Genomic DNA, 17,741 nt, shown 5'->3' with positions numbered 1-17,741 from the left:
AACCATTATGCCTTCACACATTTCGCGCCTTTTGTTTACCTGCCTGTTGATCTTCTCAGGCATGCAGCCAGTGACTGCCCAGCTCAGCCTAACGGCGAATACGGCTAGCGCCAAGGTGAAGGCCAGCCTGGTTTCGGAACTGAAGACGATAGTCCCGAGCGAGGCCTTTCGCGTGGCGGTGAAACTGGAGCACCAGCCGCATTGGCATACCTATGGTAAGGTACTCCCAGAAGATGTCATTGGCAAACCGACCACATTGAAGTGGACGCTTCCAGAAGGCTGGACGGTCGAAGAGCTTCCCTGGCCTGATACTCACGAGGTGCCCTCTACCGATGGTAAAACCAGCCAGGGATACGATGGCACTGTTTACTTGCCAGCCAAAGTCACGCCTAACGGAAAGTCTGGCAACATCGCCGAAATTTCCGTGAAGGTGGATGCCCTGGTGTGTGATCCCCAGAACTGCATGCCTGCCAAGCCTGAAGCGAAGCTGACCGTGACAGTTGGAGACAAGGCTGAGGCAGATCCAGCAATGGCGGACGTCTTTGCCAAAGTCGCTCCAGCAGCCACCTCCGTTGTTTCCACTCCAGAGACTCAAGCTGTGGTAGCGAAAGCTCCCCAGCGGAGTTTTGCAGGCTACCTTCTGTTCGCCTTCATTGGTGGATTGATCCTGAATGTGATGCCCTGTGTGTTCCCTGTTCTGGGCATTAAGATCATGGGGGTAGTGCAGCAGGCGGGTGAGGATAAACGTCAGGTGCTCATGCACGGTCTTGCTTACACCTTAGGGGTGCTGATTTGTTTTTGGGCACTAGGCGGACTGGTCGTCTCGCTGGGCAAAGCCTGGGGCTTTCAATTGCAGTCGCCTGGCTTCGTCTATGGCCTCTGCGCCTTCTTTCTGATCTTCGGCCTAAACATGGCGGGCTTATTCGAAATCGGTGCTTCCGCCGTAGGCGTGGGGGCAGATCTACAGGCCAAGCAAGGTGTCAGCGGTTCCTTTTTCTCCGGCCTTCTGGCGACCGTCGTCGCGACGCCTTGCTCAGCCCCGTTTCTGGGCCCTGCGCTGGGTTACGCCGTCACGCTCCCTGCGGCTCTAGCCATGCTCATGTTCACAATGATCGGGCTCGGATTAGCCAGTCCATTTCTCCTCCTGTCGTTAATGCCGAAACTGGTGTCTTCCCTGCCCCGTCCTGGCGCGTGGATGGAAAGTTTTAAACAAGGCATGTCCTTTCTCCTTTTTGGCACGGTCGCTTTCCTGGCCTGGGTGCTCACAGGGATGGTCGAGGGCCAGCCCATGCTCTTCACTCTTTTTGGTCTGGTCATCATCTCCCTCGGCTGCTGGATCTATGGTCGCTGGTCCCTGCCTCATAAGCCTACCCGCACCCGCTTCATCGCCGTCCTGCTCACGTTCCTTTGTATCGGTGGTGGGCTAGCGTTTGGCTGGCCCCAGGTGGAAAGAGGTGTCGTCAGTGAAGGTAACCATGTGGAAGGTGGCCTAACCTGGGAAGCCTGGTCACCCGAAAAAGTGGCGGAGCTGCGCGCTGCAAACAAAGCCGTGTACATAGATTACACCGCCAAATGGTGTTTCACCTGCCAAGTGAACAAACGGGTGTACAAAGATGCCGCACTGCAAAAATTGATTGCTGATAAAAAGGTGGTTTTGCTCAAGGCCGACTGGACAAACGAAGACCCAAGAATCACCCAAGCTTTATCTGAACTGGGCAAAGCAGCGGTGCCAGTGAATGTGCTCTACTCTCCAGGTAAAGAGGAACCGATGATCCTTCCAGAATTGCTCAGCGTGGACAATGTTTCCGCGGCCATCCAGGAACTTTAGACGATTTCCAAGAATCTTGTCCGAAAAGCGGCGACGGAGTGGGACGATTGGCGGTCACCGCAAGCGGGACTTGGCTGTTATCGTCAAGATAGCAGCCTGAGTCTTGCCTTGCCACTCATCCCACCGCGCCCGCCTTTTCAATCGGACCATCTTTTTGGAAATCGGTCTAGGTTTTTTGGGAATTTGGCATCCCGCAATTTTTTTCCAGACCCACGCTAAAGGATTGCATCCTGGCATCAAATCAGGTTCTCATCCTATTATGGCAGCTATCACTCCTCAGGAAATCGAAGCTCATCTACTCTGGTTGCAGTCTGAAGGTGCACAGGGTTCCCGTTTGGATGAAACAGGCATGAACCTCAGCGGAGCTGATCTAGCGGGTCTGAATTTGGCCCGGGCTCAATTTGTAGGCACCGTCTTTGATGGGGCTAATTTGGAGGCGGCCAATCTTTCAGGTGCGGACTTTAGCGGTGCCACCTTTGAGGGGGCTAACCTCGCTGGAGCAGATTTGAGGGGAGCTGACTTGGGCGGGGTCACGCTAAGTGGAGGCAATCTAACGGGGGCTTTGCTGTGCGGAGCAGATCTTTCAGGAGCACGCATGGTGGGCTGCAATCTCAGCCATGCGGACTTTACTGATGCAGATTTGATCGCCGCAGATCTCACCGATTCCCTGCAATCTTGCATGGTCCTCACTGGAGCCAAACTGACGGATACCCTGGGACTGGTGTGAGGAGATAAAACCTTTCATCATCAGCCCCAGGGAAATCGAACGAACTTAGTGCATTTCCACGGCACAGCTTCCGAGGCCACCGCGGAAATAGTTGAACTGCACGTTTTGGTGGTCTGCCAGTAGAGACATGGGGACTGATGAATCCGCGAGGCGCTTGGAGATCATCAGTGCGGTGAGTCGCTGCCCAAGAGGATTGTCATGCATACCAGCCTGCCAGATGCTTACCTTTTCTGCCATCCAGGTTTCTTTAGGGCCGACCGTGATGGCCATCTGGGGGACCATGGTGATGTTGCCTCCACCCGAGGTCCGGGCGTTTTGGGACAAGGTAACAGGGTGAAGATCCACAATACGAGTGCCTAGTTTGCGATATTCTGCTGGCGGTGGTGGCTCATTTTTCCACTTGCCGGTACGTTTGAGTGGATCATTGAAAGCCCAGTGTTTGATGTCGCCTTGGCCGCCCTGCATGACGATGCAGCGCACCCCGGAATGCCAGCTTTTAACGTATTCCGTCACATCCGCTTTGGGGAAATGCATGTGGGCATCGGGCATGACCAGTTTTTTCTGAATGCGGTCAAAGCACAATTCGCGGTCGGCTTTTTCAAAGGAGAGTGGGTGCTCCATGGAAACTTCTTTTTTAGTTTCAGGGTCATACCATTCATCCATGCCCCAGAAGTGACCGTCTTTGATGGAGATGCCGAGGTCATTGACGAGACGAGCTACGAGAGGAAGCTGCTCAGTCGGGCCGATAGGGCCACAGATCCCCGCAGGATTGTCCGCAGACGCCTGCTTCCAGGCATGAATATACTCCAGGGCCTGGGCGAGATAAAAATCTTCAAGAGTATCATACATGACTACCTTGAATCCCGGCCGGGAAAGCTGCCGCAGATCACGCTCCGTGAGGCGGGCCGCGTCGTTGATCAGGTCATGGTCGAGCGTGGTGTAATCCCACCAGTCAGGGGCGATGTGGCTGAGTTTGCGAGGCATAGGAGCAGGTCAAGATGAGGGGTTGCTGAAAGACAAACGCGGACAGGAACGATAGTTTGTCGGCTAACCGCACCTTTGCCAAGACAGAAAAGTCCCCCATTCCTGTCGAAGGACTGTGTTATTGTGATAATGAGGTCTCATGAGGTGCCGGAAACACCTCGCCAAGCGCAGTGCTATCGGTAGGAACGATGTTTAATACATGAACCTGGAAAATTTAACTCAATACCTCAAAGATCATCTCGCAGGCTCGGTGGCTGCGCTGCAACTGATAGAACATCTTATCGTCGTTTATGCAGATGAACCTGAAGCTGAACAGATGCAGACCCTGAAGGCAGAAGTGGAGGCTGACCAGCAGCAACTCAAACGTTTGTTAGACCGTTTAGGCCAGACTGAAGGGAGCGTCAAAAAGGCAGGAGCGTGGATGGCGGAAAAGCTGCTGGAGGTCAAGACTGGCAGCGGTGATTTAGGCCTCTTGGAATCTCTGGAGGTTTTAATTCTTGGCATCGAAGGAAAATTGCGACTTTGGCGCTCCCTGGAATGTCTCGATACTGGACTCAATCTCCCTTCATTGCAGCTCACTGCAACCAACCAGATTCAACGGGTGGAGAACTTGCGAATGGTCGCCGCCCAGCGTGCGTTTTTAGATCAACCTCATCTCAAATGATAAGCGTGCTCACACCTTGCATTCCCGTTGAGGCTGCATTCCGGTGAAGACTGCCGTTCCATGCTACACATCGTTCTTTACCAGCCTGAAATTCCCCACAATACGGGGGCTGCGGGTCGCTTATGCCTAGCCACGGGAGCTAGGCTACATCTGATCAAACCTCTAGGCTTTAGTCTGGAAGACAAATATTTAAAGCGCAGTGGGCTGGATTACTGGGCAGAGGTGGACGTGCGGGTGTGGGACACCTGGGAGGAGATGCATGCCACAGCAGCGCCGGAATCTGAATTTTTCTACGTGGAAGTACAAGGCGAAAAGCTGCACTGGGAAGCAGACTTCACCCGCAGCCAGGAGCTTTACCTGGTTTTTGGGCCTGAAACACGAGGCGTCCCGGAAGCTTTGATGAAGAGCCATCCAGACCAAGTGCTGCGCATCCCGATGCGGGGAACTCGAAGCCTGAATCTAGCCACCGCCGTGGCGATCACTCTCTATGAGGCGGTCAGACAGCGGGGTGGGTTGTAAAAGTAAAATCAGGTGGAACCATCCCCACGTGGCTACCATCGCAGAATGGGGGTGTCTGCGTGTGCTTGCAATTGCACAAGCGCACGGTGCAGCGTTCCGTGAGGATGAATTTTTTAGAACGTAATCCCGTCCCGGTATGTTCACCATCGCACATGGGCTGATGACCACTGAGGCCGCAGGAACACCAGAAATATTCTCCAGGCTCTAGCTCTAGGATAGCTGGCCGCAGAGCATGAATTTTAGGCAGCATGGAGGGATGAGAAGGAAACTCACTCAGAGATTGCCGTATCCCCTACCCCACCTTTTGCAAAATATCCTGGACGAGACCCGGACCGCGATAAACGAGACCGCTGTAAACCTGCACCAGCTGGGCACCCGCCTGGAGTTTATCTGCGGCCTGCTGGCCACTCAGAATGCCGCCAACACCGATGATGGGGGGGCGTGGATTTAGCAAGCTACGAAAGGCCCGAATGACCTCGGTCGAACGCTGGGTGACGGGTGCCCCGCTGAGACCACCTGCCTCATTTTCTAAAGGATGCCCCACCACGGCTGCACGGTTGATGGTTGTATTCGTGGCGATGACACCATCTACCGCCAGTTCATTGAAAACACGGGCGAGAGCTTCGATCTGCGACTCCTCCAGATCCGGGGCAATTTTCACCAAAACAGGTTTGGTTTTTCCATGCTCACTGGCCAAGCGAGCCTGCTCGGTCTTCAATGCGCCTAATAAAGAGCGAATCGAGTCCTCTGCCTGGAGGTCGCGCAGGCCTTTTGTATTGGGGCTGGAGATGTTCACGGCGATGTAGTCCGCCACTGGGTAGGCCGCTTTCAGACCCAGCAAATAGTCATTCACTGCGCCTTCATTGGGGGTATCGAAGTTCTTGCCGATGTTCACGCCGACCACTGCCGAGGTGCGGCGATTTCTCAGGCGCTTCACGGCGGAGTGGATGCCAGGATTGTTAAAGCCCATGCGATTGATCAGCGCCTCATGCTCCGGCAGGCGAAAAAGGCGCGGCTTGGGGTTACCCGGCTGCGGGCGTGGTGTCAGGGTGCCTACTTCGACGAAGCCAAAGCCCAGGGCCGACCAAGCCTCAACGGCAGAGGCTGATTTGTCCATTCCGGCGGCTAAACCGAGAACGTTGGGGAACTTCAAACCCAGGCATTCCACCGGCCTCACGGCTATCTTTTCCTGTCCCACCGTCAGTAGCCCTAGGCTGTGAGAGATCCTCATCATGCGTGTCGTCCACTCATGAGCACGTTCCGCATCCATGCGGAACAGCCAGGGTTTCATCAGCGGGTAGAGATTGGCGATGAGAGACATGATTCTTTCCTGCCTGCGAAGAGTCTGAGTGTCAAGACTGTGCAACCCCCCTCTTGCAATCTTCTCGGCCCGCACTGAAAAGTAGGAGTTCATTGACCATGTCTTATCCAGCCCCTGCCCCAGCCCGTCTCGATCTGTCCCAGCTCGGAGAGCCTGTTTATCTCGGCTCTGTGCAGCACCTTTATGCGGTGCCAGATCACCCGGCCTATATTGTCTGCGAGACGACCCCTGCGGGCTCGGTTTTCGACGTGGGTAGCATTTTCAGCATTGCTGGTAATGACTTGAATCGTGCCATCTTCCGCCACGCGATGTACACGAGGCTGACACAGCCTGGTACCTGGACTCGCGTTCAGTCGGCTTTGCTGAAAGAGGACAAGTTGGGTACCACTTGGCGGGATCAATTGATGGACGGTCCGCTACAAACGATGTTGGAAACAGGAGCCCATACCCACCATGTGGGCATGCTGGATGGTGAAACTGGCGACGTCGCAACTAGCGGTATGCCTACAACGCCGAGCTGCTACAATGTTGTGCGTCGCTTTCCCGTCATGAAGCCCCCACAGCGCAATGTGATGGGCAATTTTGTTTTCGACTATGCTCAGTTTCATCAGAGCAACACTTATGTGGTGCCGCTGGAGTACATTGTGAGATTTGGCGTGACCAGTGGGAGCTCCATCCTGCGCAAATACGAGGCTCTGAGTGAAAAGGAACGTCGCGCCTTTGAGCAGGAACTGGGACTGACGAGCCCGATGCAGGCGTGGCAGATGCTGGACCGCCCCATCTATGATCTGACGAGCAAGTACGAGCCTGAAGACCGTGCGGTGAGCAAACAAGAGGCTCTTTTGATGTCTGGACTCAGTTCCCAACATTTCACTGATACCATCAAGATGGCTCTTTTAGGGGCCTGGGCAGTGCGAGATTTGCTCGATGAAATCGGCCTTCAACTCTGGGATTTAAAGTGGGAGTTTGCTGTGGATCAGGAGGAATTGCTCTTTGTGGATACGATTGATGCAGACAGTTTCCGAGCCACCAGCACAGTATCCGTGGATGAAACTAACCTGATCATTCACTACAACAAGCAGGCTATGCGCGATTACTATCGCCTGGTGTGTGCGGACTGGTATGCGGGTATCAATGCAGCGAAGGCTGAGGCGCAAAAGCTGGGCACTCCATTCAAGCAGGTGCTCAAGGAAGGCCAAGCTGCAGGGACATACCCCATCACCCCCGAGGTGGATGCAAGCTTTTTGGATCTCCAGGCACGCAAGACTGCTTTGATCAAGTCTCACGTTTTGGGCGAAAAAGATGCAGATGCCATCCGCGCTGGATTGGTAGAAACAGGGCTGGCCGAGGCCGAATTTTATCGCAGTCGTGGACTGTTGGCAGATTTGCTGAAGCTCAACGGCATTTAGATCCATGGCTAAGTTTTAGCTGACGGCGTAAAACTAAAAGCGCGTCCCCCAATGGAGGACGCGCTTGATTGATGGGAGGGACTTGCAGCCTGTTTTCGAGGTTACTTGGTTGCTTTGTCTTCAGCCTTGGCCGTTGTCGGGCGCTTGCTGGTAAGCTCCAAGAAATCACGCATGATGTTCACGGTTTCTAGCTTGGTAGGCTCCAGTCCGTAGGGGAATTTAGAGAGTTCAGAGGCACCCTCTTCACCATCAGCTTTGACCGCCATTTTCATGCCTGTGCTTTGTTCTCGAGTGAAGGCAGACTCAGGTACAAGTTCAGCCGCGTCCACATTATCGAGGGTGAGGTGGTAGGTTTTGAACCCATCCAACTTCAACTTGTCGTTGAGAACTTTGACGCGCTCAGCACGCTCAGCTTCTTGTTTCTCGCGACGTGCTTTGGTTTCTGCGGTCTCTTTTTCGCGCTCTGCAAGGCTCAGTGTCGCGGTGTTGCGGTCAATGCGCTCCTTGAGTCGTTTAGACTCTTCCAGAATGTACTGAAACTCAGGATTGCTCGCCAAGCGTCCAGTCAGACGGTTGCGCAATTCTTCGAGCGGATAGGGCTTTTCACTGATGAGTCCGTATTTACGAGCAGGAATGGTATCGTACGGAAGAGGATTTTCTGCTGAAGCTTCGCCAATGTCTAAGACGTCACGGATCGAAGGAAGAACGAGATCGGGCTCGACGCCCTTAAGCTGTGTCGAACCGCCGGCGATACGGTAGAACTTCTGAATGGTAACCTTCAGGTTTCCAGCTCGGCTCTTATCGCTGAAAAAGGGCATAAACCGATCCACAGGCAGAATGGTCTGCACGGTGCCTTTTCCGAAGGTGGATTTGTCCCCGACAATCAAGGCACGGCGGTAATCTTGAAGGGCAGCGGCAAGAATTTCAGAAGCCGAGGCACTTGTCTTATCCGTGAGGACAATCATGGGACCATCGTAAAAGGCTTTCGGGGTCTCACACTCGCGCCATGAGATGGAACCGCGCCAATCTTTAGCCTGAACGACTGGGCCTGCGGGAACAAAAAGACCCGTGAGACGGATAGCTTCCTCAAGAGAGCCGCCGCCATTGCCGCGAAGATCTAAAACAAGGCCATCAATCTTCTCCTTCATAAGACGGGAGAGCAGGCGCTGCACGTCATCCGTGGTGCTAACAGTGCCTTCTTCCATGTCGGCATAGAAGGATGAAAGATTGATCCAGCCGATCTTCATGGGTGGGCCCATTTCAGCAGGTGTCAGGAGAAGTTCGGCATTGGCGAGTTTTTCTTTGAGCTCAACTTCGCCACGAACGATGGTGATGATCTTGGTAGCCGTTGGATCATCGGCCGGATTGACACGAAGGCGAACGGAACTGCCATCTTTACCGCGGATCATGTCCACAATCTTCTGCAACTTCATGTACTTAGTCTCAACGAATTCGGCATCTCCCTGAGCCACACCAGTGATCTTATCATTGAGCTTTAACTCTCCTTGTTTGTCGGCTGGACCACCAACCACGATGCCCTGGATCTGGGCAACGTCATCCACCAAACCAAGAAGTGCACCGATACCGACGAGCTTGTGCTTCATCTGGATATTGAAGTTATCCGTCTCATTGACACTCATGTATTCCGTGTGCGGATCATACGCTGCGGAGAGGCTGGAAAGAAAGAAGTCCACGACATCTTCACGGTCATTTTCCTCAATGCTTTCGAGCAACCGCTCATAGTCTTTCAAGACGCGTTCCTCTGGAGTCAGTGGCTTTTCTTCCTTAGATGGAGTTGCTGGCTTGGCCGCGACTGCTTTGTCCGCTTCTGCTTTTGGGGCAGCCGCCGTGTCTGGCTTTTTCTCAGCGTCTTTTTTGGCCTTTTCAGCCGCTTTCTTTTTGGCGTCCTCTTCTTTAGCCTGATCTGCCAGTTTTTCCTGAAGAAGATTGTCCTCAAGAATATCATACCAAATTTTGTCCTGCTCTTCTTTAGTTTTTGGGTAAGGAGCAGCGTCGCGTTTCAACTCGATGGTCCGTGTGGAATCGAAAGTGAATTTGTGATCTTTAAGAGCTTTTTGAGTGAACTCGATACGCTCTTTGACACGCTGTTTGTAAATGTCGTAGATCTCGATGGCAGGACTAATGTTACGCATCAGCACATGGTCATCGAGGGTGGTGTCATACTTGCTTTTGAAGCCATCTACATCCGCCTGAGTAAAGAAGACGTGTCGAAAGTCGAGCAGGTTTAAGTAGTTCTGAAGGAGTTTGGCCGAAACTTCATCGTCGAAGTCTCGGTGAGAGTAATGCTGACTCTGAAGCATGTAGGCTACATGCATGGCGACTTGACCAAAATTGGTCTCGGCACGGGCAGGCGTGAAGGCCATGGAAATGGTCGCCATGCCGGCGGCCACGAGAGACAAGGGGTTACGAGTCATGGGGTTTGCTCACTAATTACGCATTCCAGCGGGAGAAATCGTCATCAATTTTGCTGTTTGCAGCTTGAAATGTCCACAGGTTTCCCACATCAGCAGAAGGTTATGTTACAATTGGAAACTTATACAGGGGGAATCGTCGAAACCAACGGCCATTTGCTCCGCATGCCGCGATTTAATCTCCTCGTGGATGCTCCCCAGGGGGTCGCGAGATGGCTGGAAAGCCAAAACGTAAAAGTGGATGCGTTATTTTTGACTCATCAACATTTTGATCATGTGATGGACGCATCGGCAGTGAAGGAAGGACATGCATGCCCTGTTTACGCATGGACTGAGTTTGATCGCGATCTGACGTTGGAGAAATTCTTTGGCGCGATGGCAGGCAGCGCGTTTTCAGTGCCTGAATTCGCTGTGGACCATGTGCTGAAGGATCAAACTGAGGTGACCGTGGGAGATCAGGTCTGGAAACTGCAACACATTCCAGGACACTCACCCGATAGCCTTTGCTTCTGGCTGGGGGCGGAAAATTTACTTTTCAGCGGCGACGTCATCTTCAGTGGGAGTTTAGGGCGGTCTGATTTCCCTGGGGGCTCACATCAGCAATTGGTGACAGGCATTCGGGAAAAGCTCTGGTCATTGCCCGCAGAGACTCAAGTCTTCCCGGGCCACGGGCCTGACACGACTTTGGGCGAAGAACGCCGCAGCAATCCCTTTTTGCAGTGAGGCGATGCCAGAGTCTGAATGCCTCGGTCCAAAAGACTCGCTTTCAAGCCCAAGCTGGACGTGTTGTTTCAAAGTGTGCTGATTGCTTGGTCAAAGGATGCGTAAAGGTCACCTTCCAAGCATGAAGACAGAGAGGATCTGATTCGGTATCCAGCGTTTGAGTATCACCGACAGCCTGGCCAGGAAGGTAAACGGGATCCCCGATGATCGAGTGACCTAACTGCCAGAGGTGGATACGGATCTGATTGGTTCGGCCCGTAATCGGGCGTGCTTCAATGAGTGATGAACCATCAGCCTCACGCCGTAATACACGAAATTCCGTGCGTGCACTCCGGCCCTGATCTTCATCCACGTCCCGGCTGCCGAGTGCGCCAGGGACATCGCTGATGGGAGCCTCAGAATGAAAAGAATCTGCGGTAGGATGACCGTGGACACGGGCGAGGTAAGTTTTGGCCACTTTCCCCTGGGCAAACTGAGTCTGGATATTGCCTGCAAAGTGACGTGTACGGGCGACGATGACTAGGCCAGTCGTGTTGGCATCCAGCCGATGACACGGACGAGGTTTTTGGGGCTGGTAAACCTGGTGCAAAATGTATTGCAACGTGTTGCGATTGAAACGACCACCCGCGTGCATTGGCAGCGGGGCAGGTTTTTCCAGCACGATGATGGCCTCGTCTTCGTGGAGCAGCCGAATGTCTGCATTCACGGTCGGCTCGACCATTGCCGGGAGTAAGCGCAGGTAACGCTCCCCTGCCCTGACGATGTGATGTGGAGGAACCGGTTGGTGATCTTGATTGAGAATGCGTTTATTTTCAAAACGAGACTGCAACTCAGCCAGCGGCACATGTGGGAGAACCGTGGTGAGTGTTTCCAAAAGAGTCCGCCCATCGCAGGCCTCCGGCACATTTAGCGGCTGCTCGTGATCATAAGGCACGCTGCCTGGGAGAGGGGTGGTTGCCCCTCGGATGGCGGCGTGGCGAGCGGCGATGTTTTCCTGCATCTGCTGCTCCGTGGTTTTGTAGCAGTAGGGACACGAAACATGCTCGACAAAACGGGAGTCTTTTTGATCCTCCTCGGTTAATGGGGACTGGCAGACGAAACACTGGGTGGACTCAGTCTCTGAAAGAGCTGGATCCACACCGACCCGTTGATCGAAAACAAAACATTCTCCATCGTAATGAGCAGCTCCAACCTCTTCGAAATACTTGAGGATGCCGCCTTCCAACTGCCAGACCTGCTGAAAACCTTCACGCTCCATGAAGGGCGCGGCTTTTTCACAGCGAATGCCTCCCGTGCAAAAGGTGACAATGGGCTGCTGTTTGAGCTCTTCGGGTAGGCGGCGCACGGCCTCAGGGAAGTCGCGAAAGCTATCTACCCCGATGATATGAGCGTTCTTGAAGGTGCCTAGCTTCACCTCGTAATCGTTGCGAGTATCTAGCAAGGTGATGGGGCGACCTTCATCCAACCATTGTTTGAGTGTTTTAGCCTCAATCCGTGGAGAGGTGTATTTGGCTGGCTCGATCCCTTCAACGCCAAAGGCGATGATTTCTTTTTTAATGCGAACCAACATGCGGCGAAAGGGCTGATCTGCACTTTCACTGAATTTGGGGGTTAGGCTTTCGAGGCCTGGCAAGGCACGCAGTTCGGCCAACAAAAGGTCAATTTGAGGACGTAGCCCAGCGATGAAAAGATTGATCCCTTCCGTGCTAAGCAAGATGGTGCCTTTGAGCCCCCAGGCTTTGCACTGGGCCACGAGACGTTCCCTCAGCGACTTAAGATCCGTCAGCGTGGCGAACTGGTAAGCAGCAATGTTGGTGATGAGGGGCGATGGAGCGGTCTCAGGCATGGGACGAGGCAAAAAAGGGCGGGGAAAGAGGTGAGCGCAGAAAGCAGGAGGGTGCAAGGGGCGAGCGATAAGCGAATGCTGGCAGAAACACACTGATCTTTGCGGCGATGCTAGCTATTCCAGAATAAAAAAAGCGCGTCCCTTCTCATGAAAGGAACGCGCTGATTTCGAGGAATCCTAAGTTTTAACTGACTTCTAACCCCAGGTAGGCCTTGGCATTGGCGTAACAGATGTTTTTCAGCATGCTTCCAGTCAGTTCGTCATCGTCCGGGATGAGGCCAGCTTCGATGTCATTGCCCAAAAGATTGCAGAGGGTGCGGCGGAAGTATTCGTGACGGGGGAAAGACATGAAGCTACGGCTATCTGTCAGCATGCCAATGAAGCGGCTGAGCAGGCCCAAGTTACTTAGGGCATTGATTTGCCATTCCATGCCTTCTTTTTGATCCACAAACCACCAGCCTGAGCCAAACTGCACTTTGCCCGGGGTCGTGCCATCGGCAAAGTTACCTGCCATGGTGCCGAATACATAATTGTCCGCAGGATTGACGTTGTAGAGAACCGTCTTGGGTAGGGAGTTTTCTGTATCCAGGGCATCCAAAAAGCGGCTCAGAGACTCGGCCTGAGGGTAATCACCGATGCTGTCACAACCGACATCCGCACCGACTTTCTTGGCGAGGCGCGAGTTGTTATTTCGCACGGGACCGAGGTGAAGCTGCATGGTCCATTTGCGGCGCGCGTTCAGACGGCCCACGTGGAGCATGATGTGGGTGGCTAGCAGTTCATGATCCTCGGGGTAGAGCCTTTTGGTGCGATGGCTGCGATAGCGATCAAAGATGCGGGAGGCTGCGGCCTCCGTGGAGAAATTTGCGTAACAACGGTTCAAGCCATGGTCACTGAGGCGGCAACCCATGCTGTGGAAAAAGTCATGGCGCTTTTCCAGTGCGGTGAGCAGAGCGCTGAAGTTATTGATGTCCGTATTGGAAACGGAGGCCAATTTATCACACCAGGCATTCCATGCTTCCGGCTGCTGCACGGCCAAAGCTTTATCAGGGCGGAAAGTGGGGTAAACACCGATTTCGAAACCATCATCGGCACACTTCTTGTGCCAGGAAAGATCGTCTGTAGGGTCGTCCGTGGTGCAGAGAGCACGGACTTTCTGGCTGCGCAGGATGCCTCGGGTGCTCATCTCAGGCCGTGCTAAGGCAGCCTGAGTCTGTTCCCAGATCGCCGGAGCGCTCTTTTCATTGAGGAGTTCATCAATCCCGAAGTAGCGTTTCAGTTCGATGTGGGTCCAGTGGTAAAGAGGGTTGCGCAGCGTGTGCGGAACCGTTTTTGCCCATGCCATGAATTTTTCTCTAGGGCTGGCATCTCCAGTGATGTACTCTTCGGGGATACCATTGCAACGCATGGCGCGCCATTTGTAATGGTCCCCTTCCAGCCAGATTTCGTGAAGGTTTCTGAATTGGCGATCCTCCGCGATGTCCTTCGGAGGCAGGTGATTGTGGTAATCCAGGATGGGCTCATCCTTGGCAAAGGAGTGATAGAGGCGGCGTGCGGTCTTCGAAGACAGCAGGAAGTCATCGTGGATGAAAGACATGAACAGAGGTTGGGGCTGAGGATGGGGGGAAAGTTCCAGCTTGGTGGAGTGGCACTTTCGTAGCATCGTGACGCGATGAAGCGCAAAGGCAACAACTTAGACACATGGCGATGCGTGTTTAGTCTTTTTTTAGGGCTAGCACTCACTTCTTGTTCGACGGTGGGCTTCTACACGCAGGCGCTGCGAGGTCAGGTGGAGATCCTGAGCAAGGCCAGTCCCGTGGACAAGGTGCTCGCCGACCCCAAGTCGAAACCCTTACTTAAGGAGAAACTCAACACGGTGGCTCAAGTGAGGAAATACGCGCAGGAACATTTGGGGCTGCCTGCTGAAGGGCAATATGAACGCTACACGAACCTTGGGCGCCGCTATGTGGTGTGGGTGATCTTTGCGACCCCTGAATTCAGCGTTGAGGCTAAACGCTGGTGGTATCCTCTGGTGGGGAGTGTGAAATACCGTGGATTTTTCAAAGAATCTTTGGCGGAAAAGGAAGCGGAAAAATTGCGTGCGGAAGGCCTGGATGTGTATGTCGGTGGGGTGGAAGCCTACTCCACTTTGGGCTACCTACGAGACCCGTTGCTGAATACCTTTTTAGGTCGGGATGATGCGTCTCTGGCAGAACTGATTTTCCATGAACTCACTCACCAGAGGATCTATCTCCAAGGTGACACGGACTTTAACGAAGCTCTGGCCACCGTGGTGGGGCGTGAAGGCACCCGGCGCTGGTTGCGGTCTCAAGACCGACTGCAGGATCTAGCGCAGTATGAAAAGGAGATGCGAGTGGAGAAGGACTTCATCCGCGAGGTGCTGCAAACACGCACCGAGGTAGCTCGGTTATATGCTCAAAAAGATCTCGATGAAAAAGCCATGCGCGAAGGTAAACAGGCGGCCTTTGTGAGGATGAAATTACGACTGGAAGCGATGAACAAACGCTATGGAGGCTCTCTGAAATTGGATCGATGGTTTAAAAAACCGATGAACAATGCACGCCTAAACACCCTAGCCACTTATTACGATCTGGTGCCGGCTTTTGAGGCTCGATTGAGAGCGAAGGGTGGGGATATTGAAGCCTTTTTGAAAGAGATGGAGGAGATGAAGACATTGAACCCCATGGAACGGCGGGCGAAGATCCAACCAGCCAAGTCCCGATGAAAGCCTGGTGGTGTCCCATTTTGCTTGGCTTGCTGATCGCCCTTTGCCAATTCAAAGAAGAGCCATTGCGACGCTTTTTGTTAGGTTCAGAGCAAGCCATCGCGGAGAGGAATTTAAGCGAAGAGGTCGCACAGCTCCAGTTCCGTGGCTTGGCAGCAAATACAGCCGAAATTCGTTGGCGAGTGGCGCTCAACATCCGCCAACAGCGGCAGAGAGAGGTGACTTTCCACCCCGATGTGAGCACAGCCCTGGAAAAAGAGATGCAAGCTTGGCGACGACAGTGGGAGAAGTCCACAGACCGAGATCAACGCCTCATAGGCCAAGGCCTGACCGAGCGACTCATGGAAAATCGTGTCAAGGAAGCGCTTTTAGATCAAGCTTGGGTAGAAGCACAAATGGCTCAATCGGGCCTTGTGACTGCGAATGAACTGCAAGCTGCCTACCAAGCCACTGATTCAGCTCTAAAACTACCCCAGATGCAGAGGATTGAGCATCTTTTTCTCGCTCAAAGCGGGCTAAGAGCCAAGGACCGAAGTGTAGAAATGCGCAAGCTGCACCAGAGGCTTTTGAGGGGTGAAGACTGGGCTGGCTTGGTGCAAACACACAGTGAAGATGCACGGACTCAAAAGAAACAGGGCGATCTAGGCTGGCTCGGGATATCCAGAACACCTCAGGCAGTGATTCAAGCCGCGCTTTCCATGCAAACTGGACAGGTGAGTTCCCCAATCCAGAGCGAGCTCGGCTGGCATATCATCCGCCTAATCCAACGAAAGGATGAACGGCTGCCGCAGCTCAATGAAGTGCGTGCTGAACTCACTGCCATCCTTCAAGCCAATAAACGGCAGGCAGCACTGGAGAGGATCACGGAGAAGTTACCTCTCAAACCAGCGAGCGACTAAGAAGCTCTCAAGCTAGAGTCCATGGCCCGCGTTCAAGGACAATCGGCGGCACCAGCGTGCGCCAACGCTCATCGTGCTGAAGGATCATCTGACGCACATCCGCACTGGTCTGGAAAATGCTATCGTCCAAGCCATTTTGGATGGGGTGGACAGAGCCAGTATCCAGCAGGTAGTTGAGTAGATGCTGTTGCTCACGTGTGACGCGGGCATTCCAAGCATCGCGAATCTTTCCGGTCATCGGATCGCCTGCGGGATAGACGTACAGGCGAACTTGGTTGCGGAATAGACGACCAAAAGCCTCCATGAGACCTCCTTCTAGATCCGTGTACCACCGTTCATTGAAGAGCTCTTCAAACAATGGCAGACCGAGGATGATACCAATCGGATCGCGAGTGTGTCTCGCTAAGAAACCGCTGAGCCGGTGGAACTCGGCGTATTTAGAAATGAGCACATTTTTCCCCAGAGATTGCAGCACATCAGCACGCGCCAAAAAGTTGTCATACTCCACGGCACAGTCCTCCATGCAGAGCAGATTGTGCATGGTGATTTCTAGGATTTCGATGTGGTTATCGGCCAACGGGCCAAAGTCTTGCACGAAGGCCTTGCCCCCCTGCGCAAGCATGTCCAAATTCACTCGGGTGATGGGATCAAAACTACCGCGATTGAGAAGCACGGGACGTTTGTAGAGCACATCCGAAGCCTGACAGATTTCGCCATTGGCTCCGAAAAGTGCCGCATCCGCAAGGTCACTGCGAACCAACTCCAAAGCCACGAGTCGATCTTGAAACACTGAAGCTTCAAAGGCGGGGCCGCTGAAATCCACCATGTCAATTTCCACCCGCCAGCGAGTGAGTTCATCCATGAGACTGTGGAGGAAAGTGGGGAGGTGATCACGCAAATGATATGCGGCATAGAGGAGGTTTACCCCCAAGATGCCCAAGGCCTCGGCCTGGCGAGCGTTGGTGGCATCGGTGAGACGAACGTGGAGTTGGATGTCATTGCACGGTCCCATCGGCTCTGTCTGAAAGCGCAGCCCCATCCAGCCATGGCATTCTTCCTTGGTATCTCGAAAGCCCTTGGCACGAACAGTATTAGCTAGGGCAAAGAAAGTCGTCCCCTGCCCTCTTTTTTCCGCGAGGCGTTCATGCACGATCTCATATTCATGATCCAGCATAGCCACCATGCGCTGACGTGAGACATAACGGGCGCTCTTGCCATAGATCTCATCGCTAAAAGTCATGTCATAGGCAGACATGGTCTTGGCCACCGTGCCGGAAGCGCCGCCAGCCCGGAAAAACCAATTGGCGATTTCCTGCCCGGCCCCGATTTCAGCGAAGGTGCCGTAGATCTTGTGGGCGAGGTTGATCTTGAGCGCTTTTTCGAGAGTGCCAGGTCGGTCAGAAGGGTTCCCATTATTCATAGACAAGGTAGAGTACGCAGGACCTGCTGAGGGGGAAGTGGAGATTCTGTTTCTTAACTGCATCTTTTGCGTTGACGACGGCCCCAGTGTCGCGCTAATAGTCACGCCTGCCCGCACTGCGGCAGACAGTTTTGGTGAGATGGCTGAGTGGTCGAAAGCACATCTTTGCTAAAGATGCGTAGCCTTACCGCTACCGAGGGTTCGAATCCCTCTCTCACCGCCA

15 protein-coding genes and 1 tRNA gene are annotated in these 17,741 nt (G+C 53.6%); 9 read left to right on the top strand and 7 right to left on the bottom strand.

Translation table 11 applies throughout. The features are described from left to right. Positions 1-7: 7 nt before the first annotated feature. The gene (locus tag HNQ64_RS23330; protein WP_184213182.1) at positions 8-1,828 is read left to right on the top strand and encodes a protein-disulfide reductase DsbD family protein; all 1,821 of its coding nucleotides are present in this window, start codon (positions 8-10) and stop codon (positions 1,826-1,828) included. Between the two features lie 259 nt (positions 1,829-2,087). Further along, entirely contained in the window at positions 2,088-2,555 is a 468-nt protein-coding gene (locus tag HNQ64_RS23325) for a pentapeptide repeat-containing protein (RefSeq protein ID WP_184213180.1), read from the top strand. A gap of 45 nt (positions 2,556-2,600) precedes the next feature. Here the strand turns inward: HNQ64_RS23325 and HNQ64_RS23320 are convergent, their stop codons facing one another. Then, positions 2,601-3,539: a sugar phosphate isomerase family gene (locus HNQ64_RS23320; RefSeq protein WP_184213178.1), complete on the bottom strand. Its 939-nt coding sequence runs from the start codon at positions 3,537-3,539 to the stop codon at positions 2,601-2,603. A gap of 199 nt (positions 3,540-3,738) precedes the next feature. Between HNQ64_RS23320 and HNQ64_RS23315 the strand changes: the two genes are divergently transcribed. Both HNQ64_RS23315 and HNQ64_RS23310 read left to right on the top strand, forming a co-directional pair. Beyond that, positions 3,739-4,203, top strand: coding sequence for a hypothetical protein (locus tag HNQ64_RS23315; RefSeq protein ID WP_184213176.1), 465 nt, complete (start codon positions 3,739-3,741; stop codon positions 4,201-4,203). Between the two features lie 60 nt (positions 4,204-4,263). Next, positions 4,264-4,722: a tRNA (cytidine(34)-2'-O)-methyltransferase gene (locus HNQ64_RS23310; RefSeq protein WP_184213174.1), complete on the top strand. Its 459-nt coding sequence runs from the start codon at positions 4,264-4,266 to the stop codon at positions 4,720-4,722. Here HNQ64_RS23310 and HNQ64_RS24415 read toward each other — a convergent pair. Both HNQ64_RS24415 and HNQ64_RS23300 read right to left on the bottom strand, forming a co-directional pair. Then, positions 4,700-4,876, bottom strand: coding sequence for a CDGSH iron-sulfur domain-containing protein (locus tag HNQ64_RS24415; RefSeq protein WP_343075922.1), 177 nt, complete (start codon positions 4,874-4,876; stop codon positions 4,700-4,702). The genes HNQ64_RS23310 and HNQ64_RS24415 overlap by 23 nt on opposite strands. Before the next feature lie 138 nt (positions 4,877-5,014). Further along, positions 5,015-6,043, bottom strand: coding sequence for a quinone-dependent dihydroorotate dehydrogenase (locus tag HNQ64_RS23300; RefSeq protein WP_184213164.1), 1,029 nt, complete (start codon positions 6,041-6,043; stop codon positions 5,015-5,017). Between the two features lie 98 nt (positions 6,044-6,141). Here HNQ64_RS23300 and HNQ64_RS23295 point away from each other — a divergent pair, with 98 nt between their 5' ends. Further along, positions 6,142-7,452, top strand: coding sequence for a phosphoribosylaminoimidazolesuccinocarboxamide synthase (locus tag HNQ64_RS23295; protein ID WP_184213162.1), 1,311 nt, complete (start codon positions 6,142-6,144; stop codon positions 7,450-7,452). Positions 7,453-7,553: 101 nt separating this feature from the next. On the opposite strand, the gene HNQ64_RS23290 is transcribed toward HNQ64_RS23295, so the two are convergent. After that, positions 7,554-9,887, bottom strand: a complete 2,334-nt coding sequence (locus HNQ64_RS23290) for a carboxy terminal-processing peptidase (RefSeq protein WP_184213160.1) — start codon at positions 9,885-9,887, stop codon at positions 7,554-7,556. 102 nt (positions 9,888-9,989) lie between these two features. Between HNQ64_RS23290 and HNQ64_RS23285 the strand changes: the two genes are divergently transcribed. Next, on the top strand, positions 9,990-10,607 hold the full coding sequence (locus HNQ64_RS23285; RefSeq protein WP_184213158.1) for an MBL fold metallo-hydrolase: 618 nt from the start codon (positions 9,990-9,992) through the stop codon (positions 10,605-10,607). Positions 10,608-10,650: 43 nt separating this feature from the next. Here HNQ64_RS23285 and HNQ64_RS23280 read toward each other — a convergent pair whose 3' ends face one another. Together HNQ64_RS23280 and uxaC are read right to left on the bottom strand one after the other, a co-directional pair. Beyond that, positions 10,651-12,453 carry a sulfurtransferase gene (locus tag HNQ64_RS23280; RefSeq protein ID WP_184213156.1) on the bottom strand — a complete coding sequence of 601 codons (1,803 nt, stop codon included), beginning with the start codon at positions 12,451-12,453 and terminating at the stop codon, positions 10,651-10,653. Positions 12,454-12,637: 184 nt separating this feature from the next. Next, positions 12,638-14,050, bottom strand: coding sequence for a glucuronate isomerase (uxaC, locus tag HNQ64_RS23275; RefSeq protein WP_184213154.1), 1,413 nt, complete (start codon positions 14,048-14,050; stop codon positions 12,638-12,640). Between the two features lie 114 nt (positions 14,051-14,164). On the opposite strand from uxaC, the gene HNQ64_RS23270 reads away from it, so the two are divergent. Both HNQ64_RS23270 and HNQ64_RS23265 read left to right on the top strand, forming a co-directional pair. Then, complete coding sequence (locus tag HNQ64_RS23270; protein WP_184213153.1) at positions 14,165-15,199, top strand: aminopeptidase; 1,035 nt, start codon at positions 14,165-14,167, stop codon at positions 15,197-15,199. 29 nt (positions 15,200-15,228) lie between these two features. Beyond that, entirely contained in the window at positions 15,229-16,098 is an 870-nt protein-coding gene (locus tag HNQ64_RS23265) for a peptidylprolyl isomerase (protein ID WP_184213151.1), read from the top strand. Between the two features lie 7 nt (positions 16,099-16,105). Here the strand turns inward: HNQ64_RS23265 and HNQ64_RS23260 are convergent, their stop codons facing one another. Next, a complete protein-coding gene (locus tag HNQ64_RS23260) occupies positions 16,106-17,518 on the bottom strand; it encodes a TonB-dependent receptor (protein WP_184213149.1) in 1,413 nt (470 codons plus the stop codon). Between the two features lie 133 nt (positions 17,519-17,651). On the opposite strand from HNQ64_RS23260, the gene HNQ64_RS23255 reads away from it, so the two are divergent. Beyond that, positions 17,652-17,741: transfer RNA gene (locus HNQ64_RS23255), tRNA-Ser, on the top strand.

It is taken from the genome of Prosthecobacter dejongeii (assembly GCF_014203045.1).
GTDB classification, from domain to species: domain Bacteria; phylum Verrucomicrobiota; class Verrucomicrobiia; order Verrucomicrobiales; family Verrucomicrobiaceae; genus Prosthecobacter; species Prosthecobacter dejongeii.
This window is presented reverse-complemented; position numbering and strand designations above follow the sequence as displayed.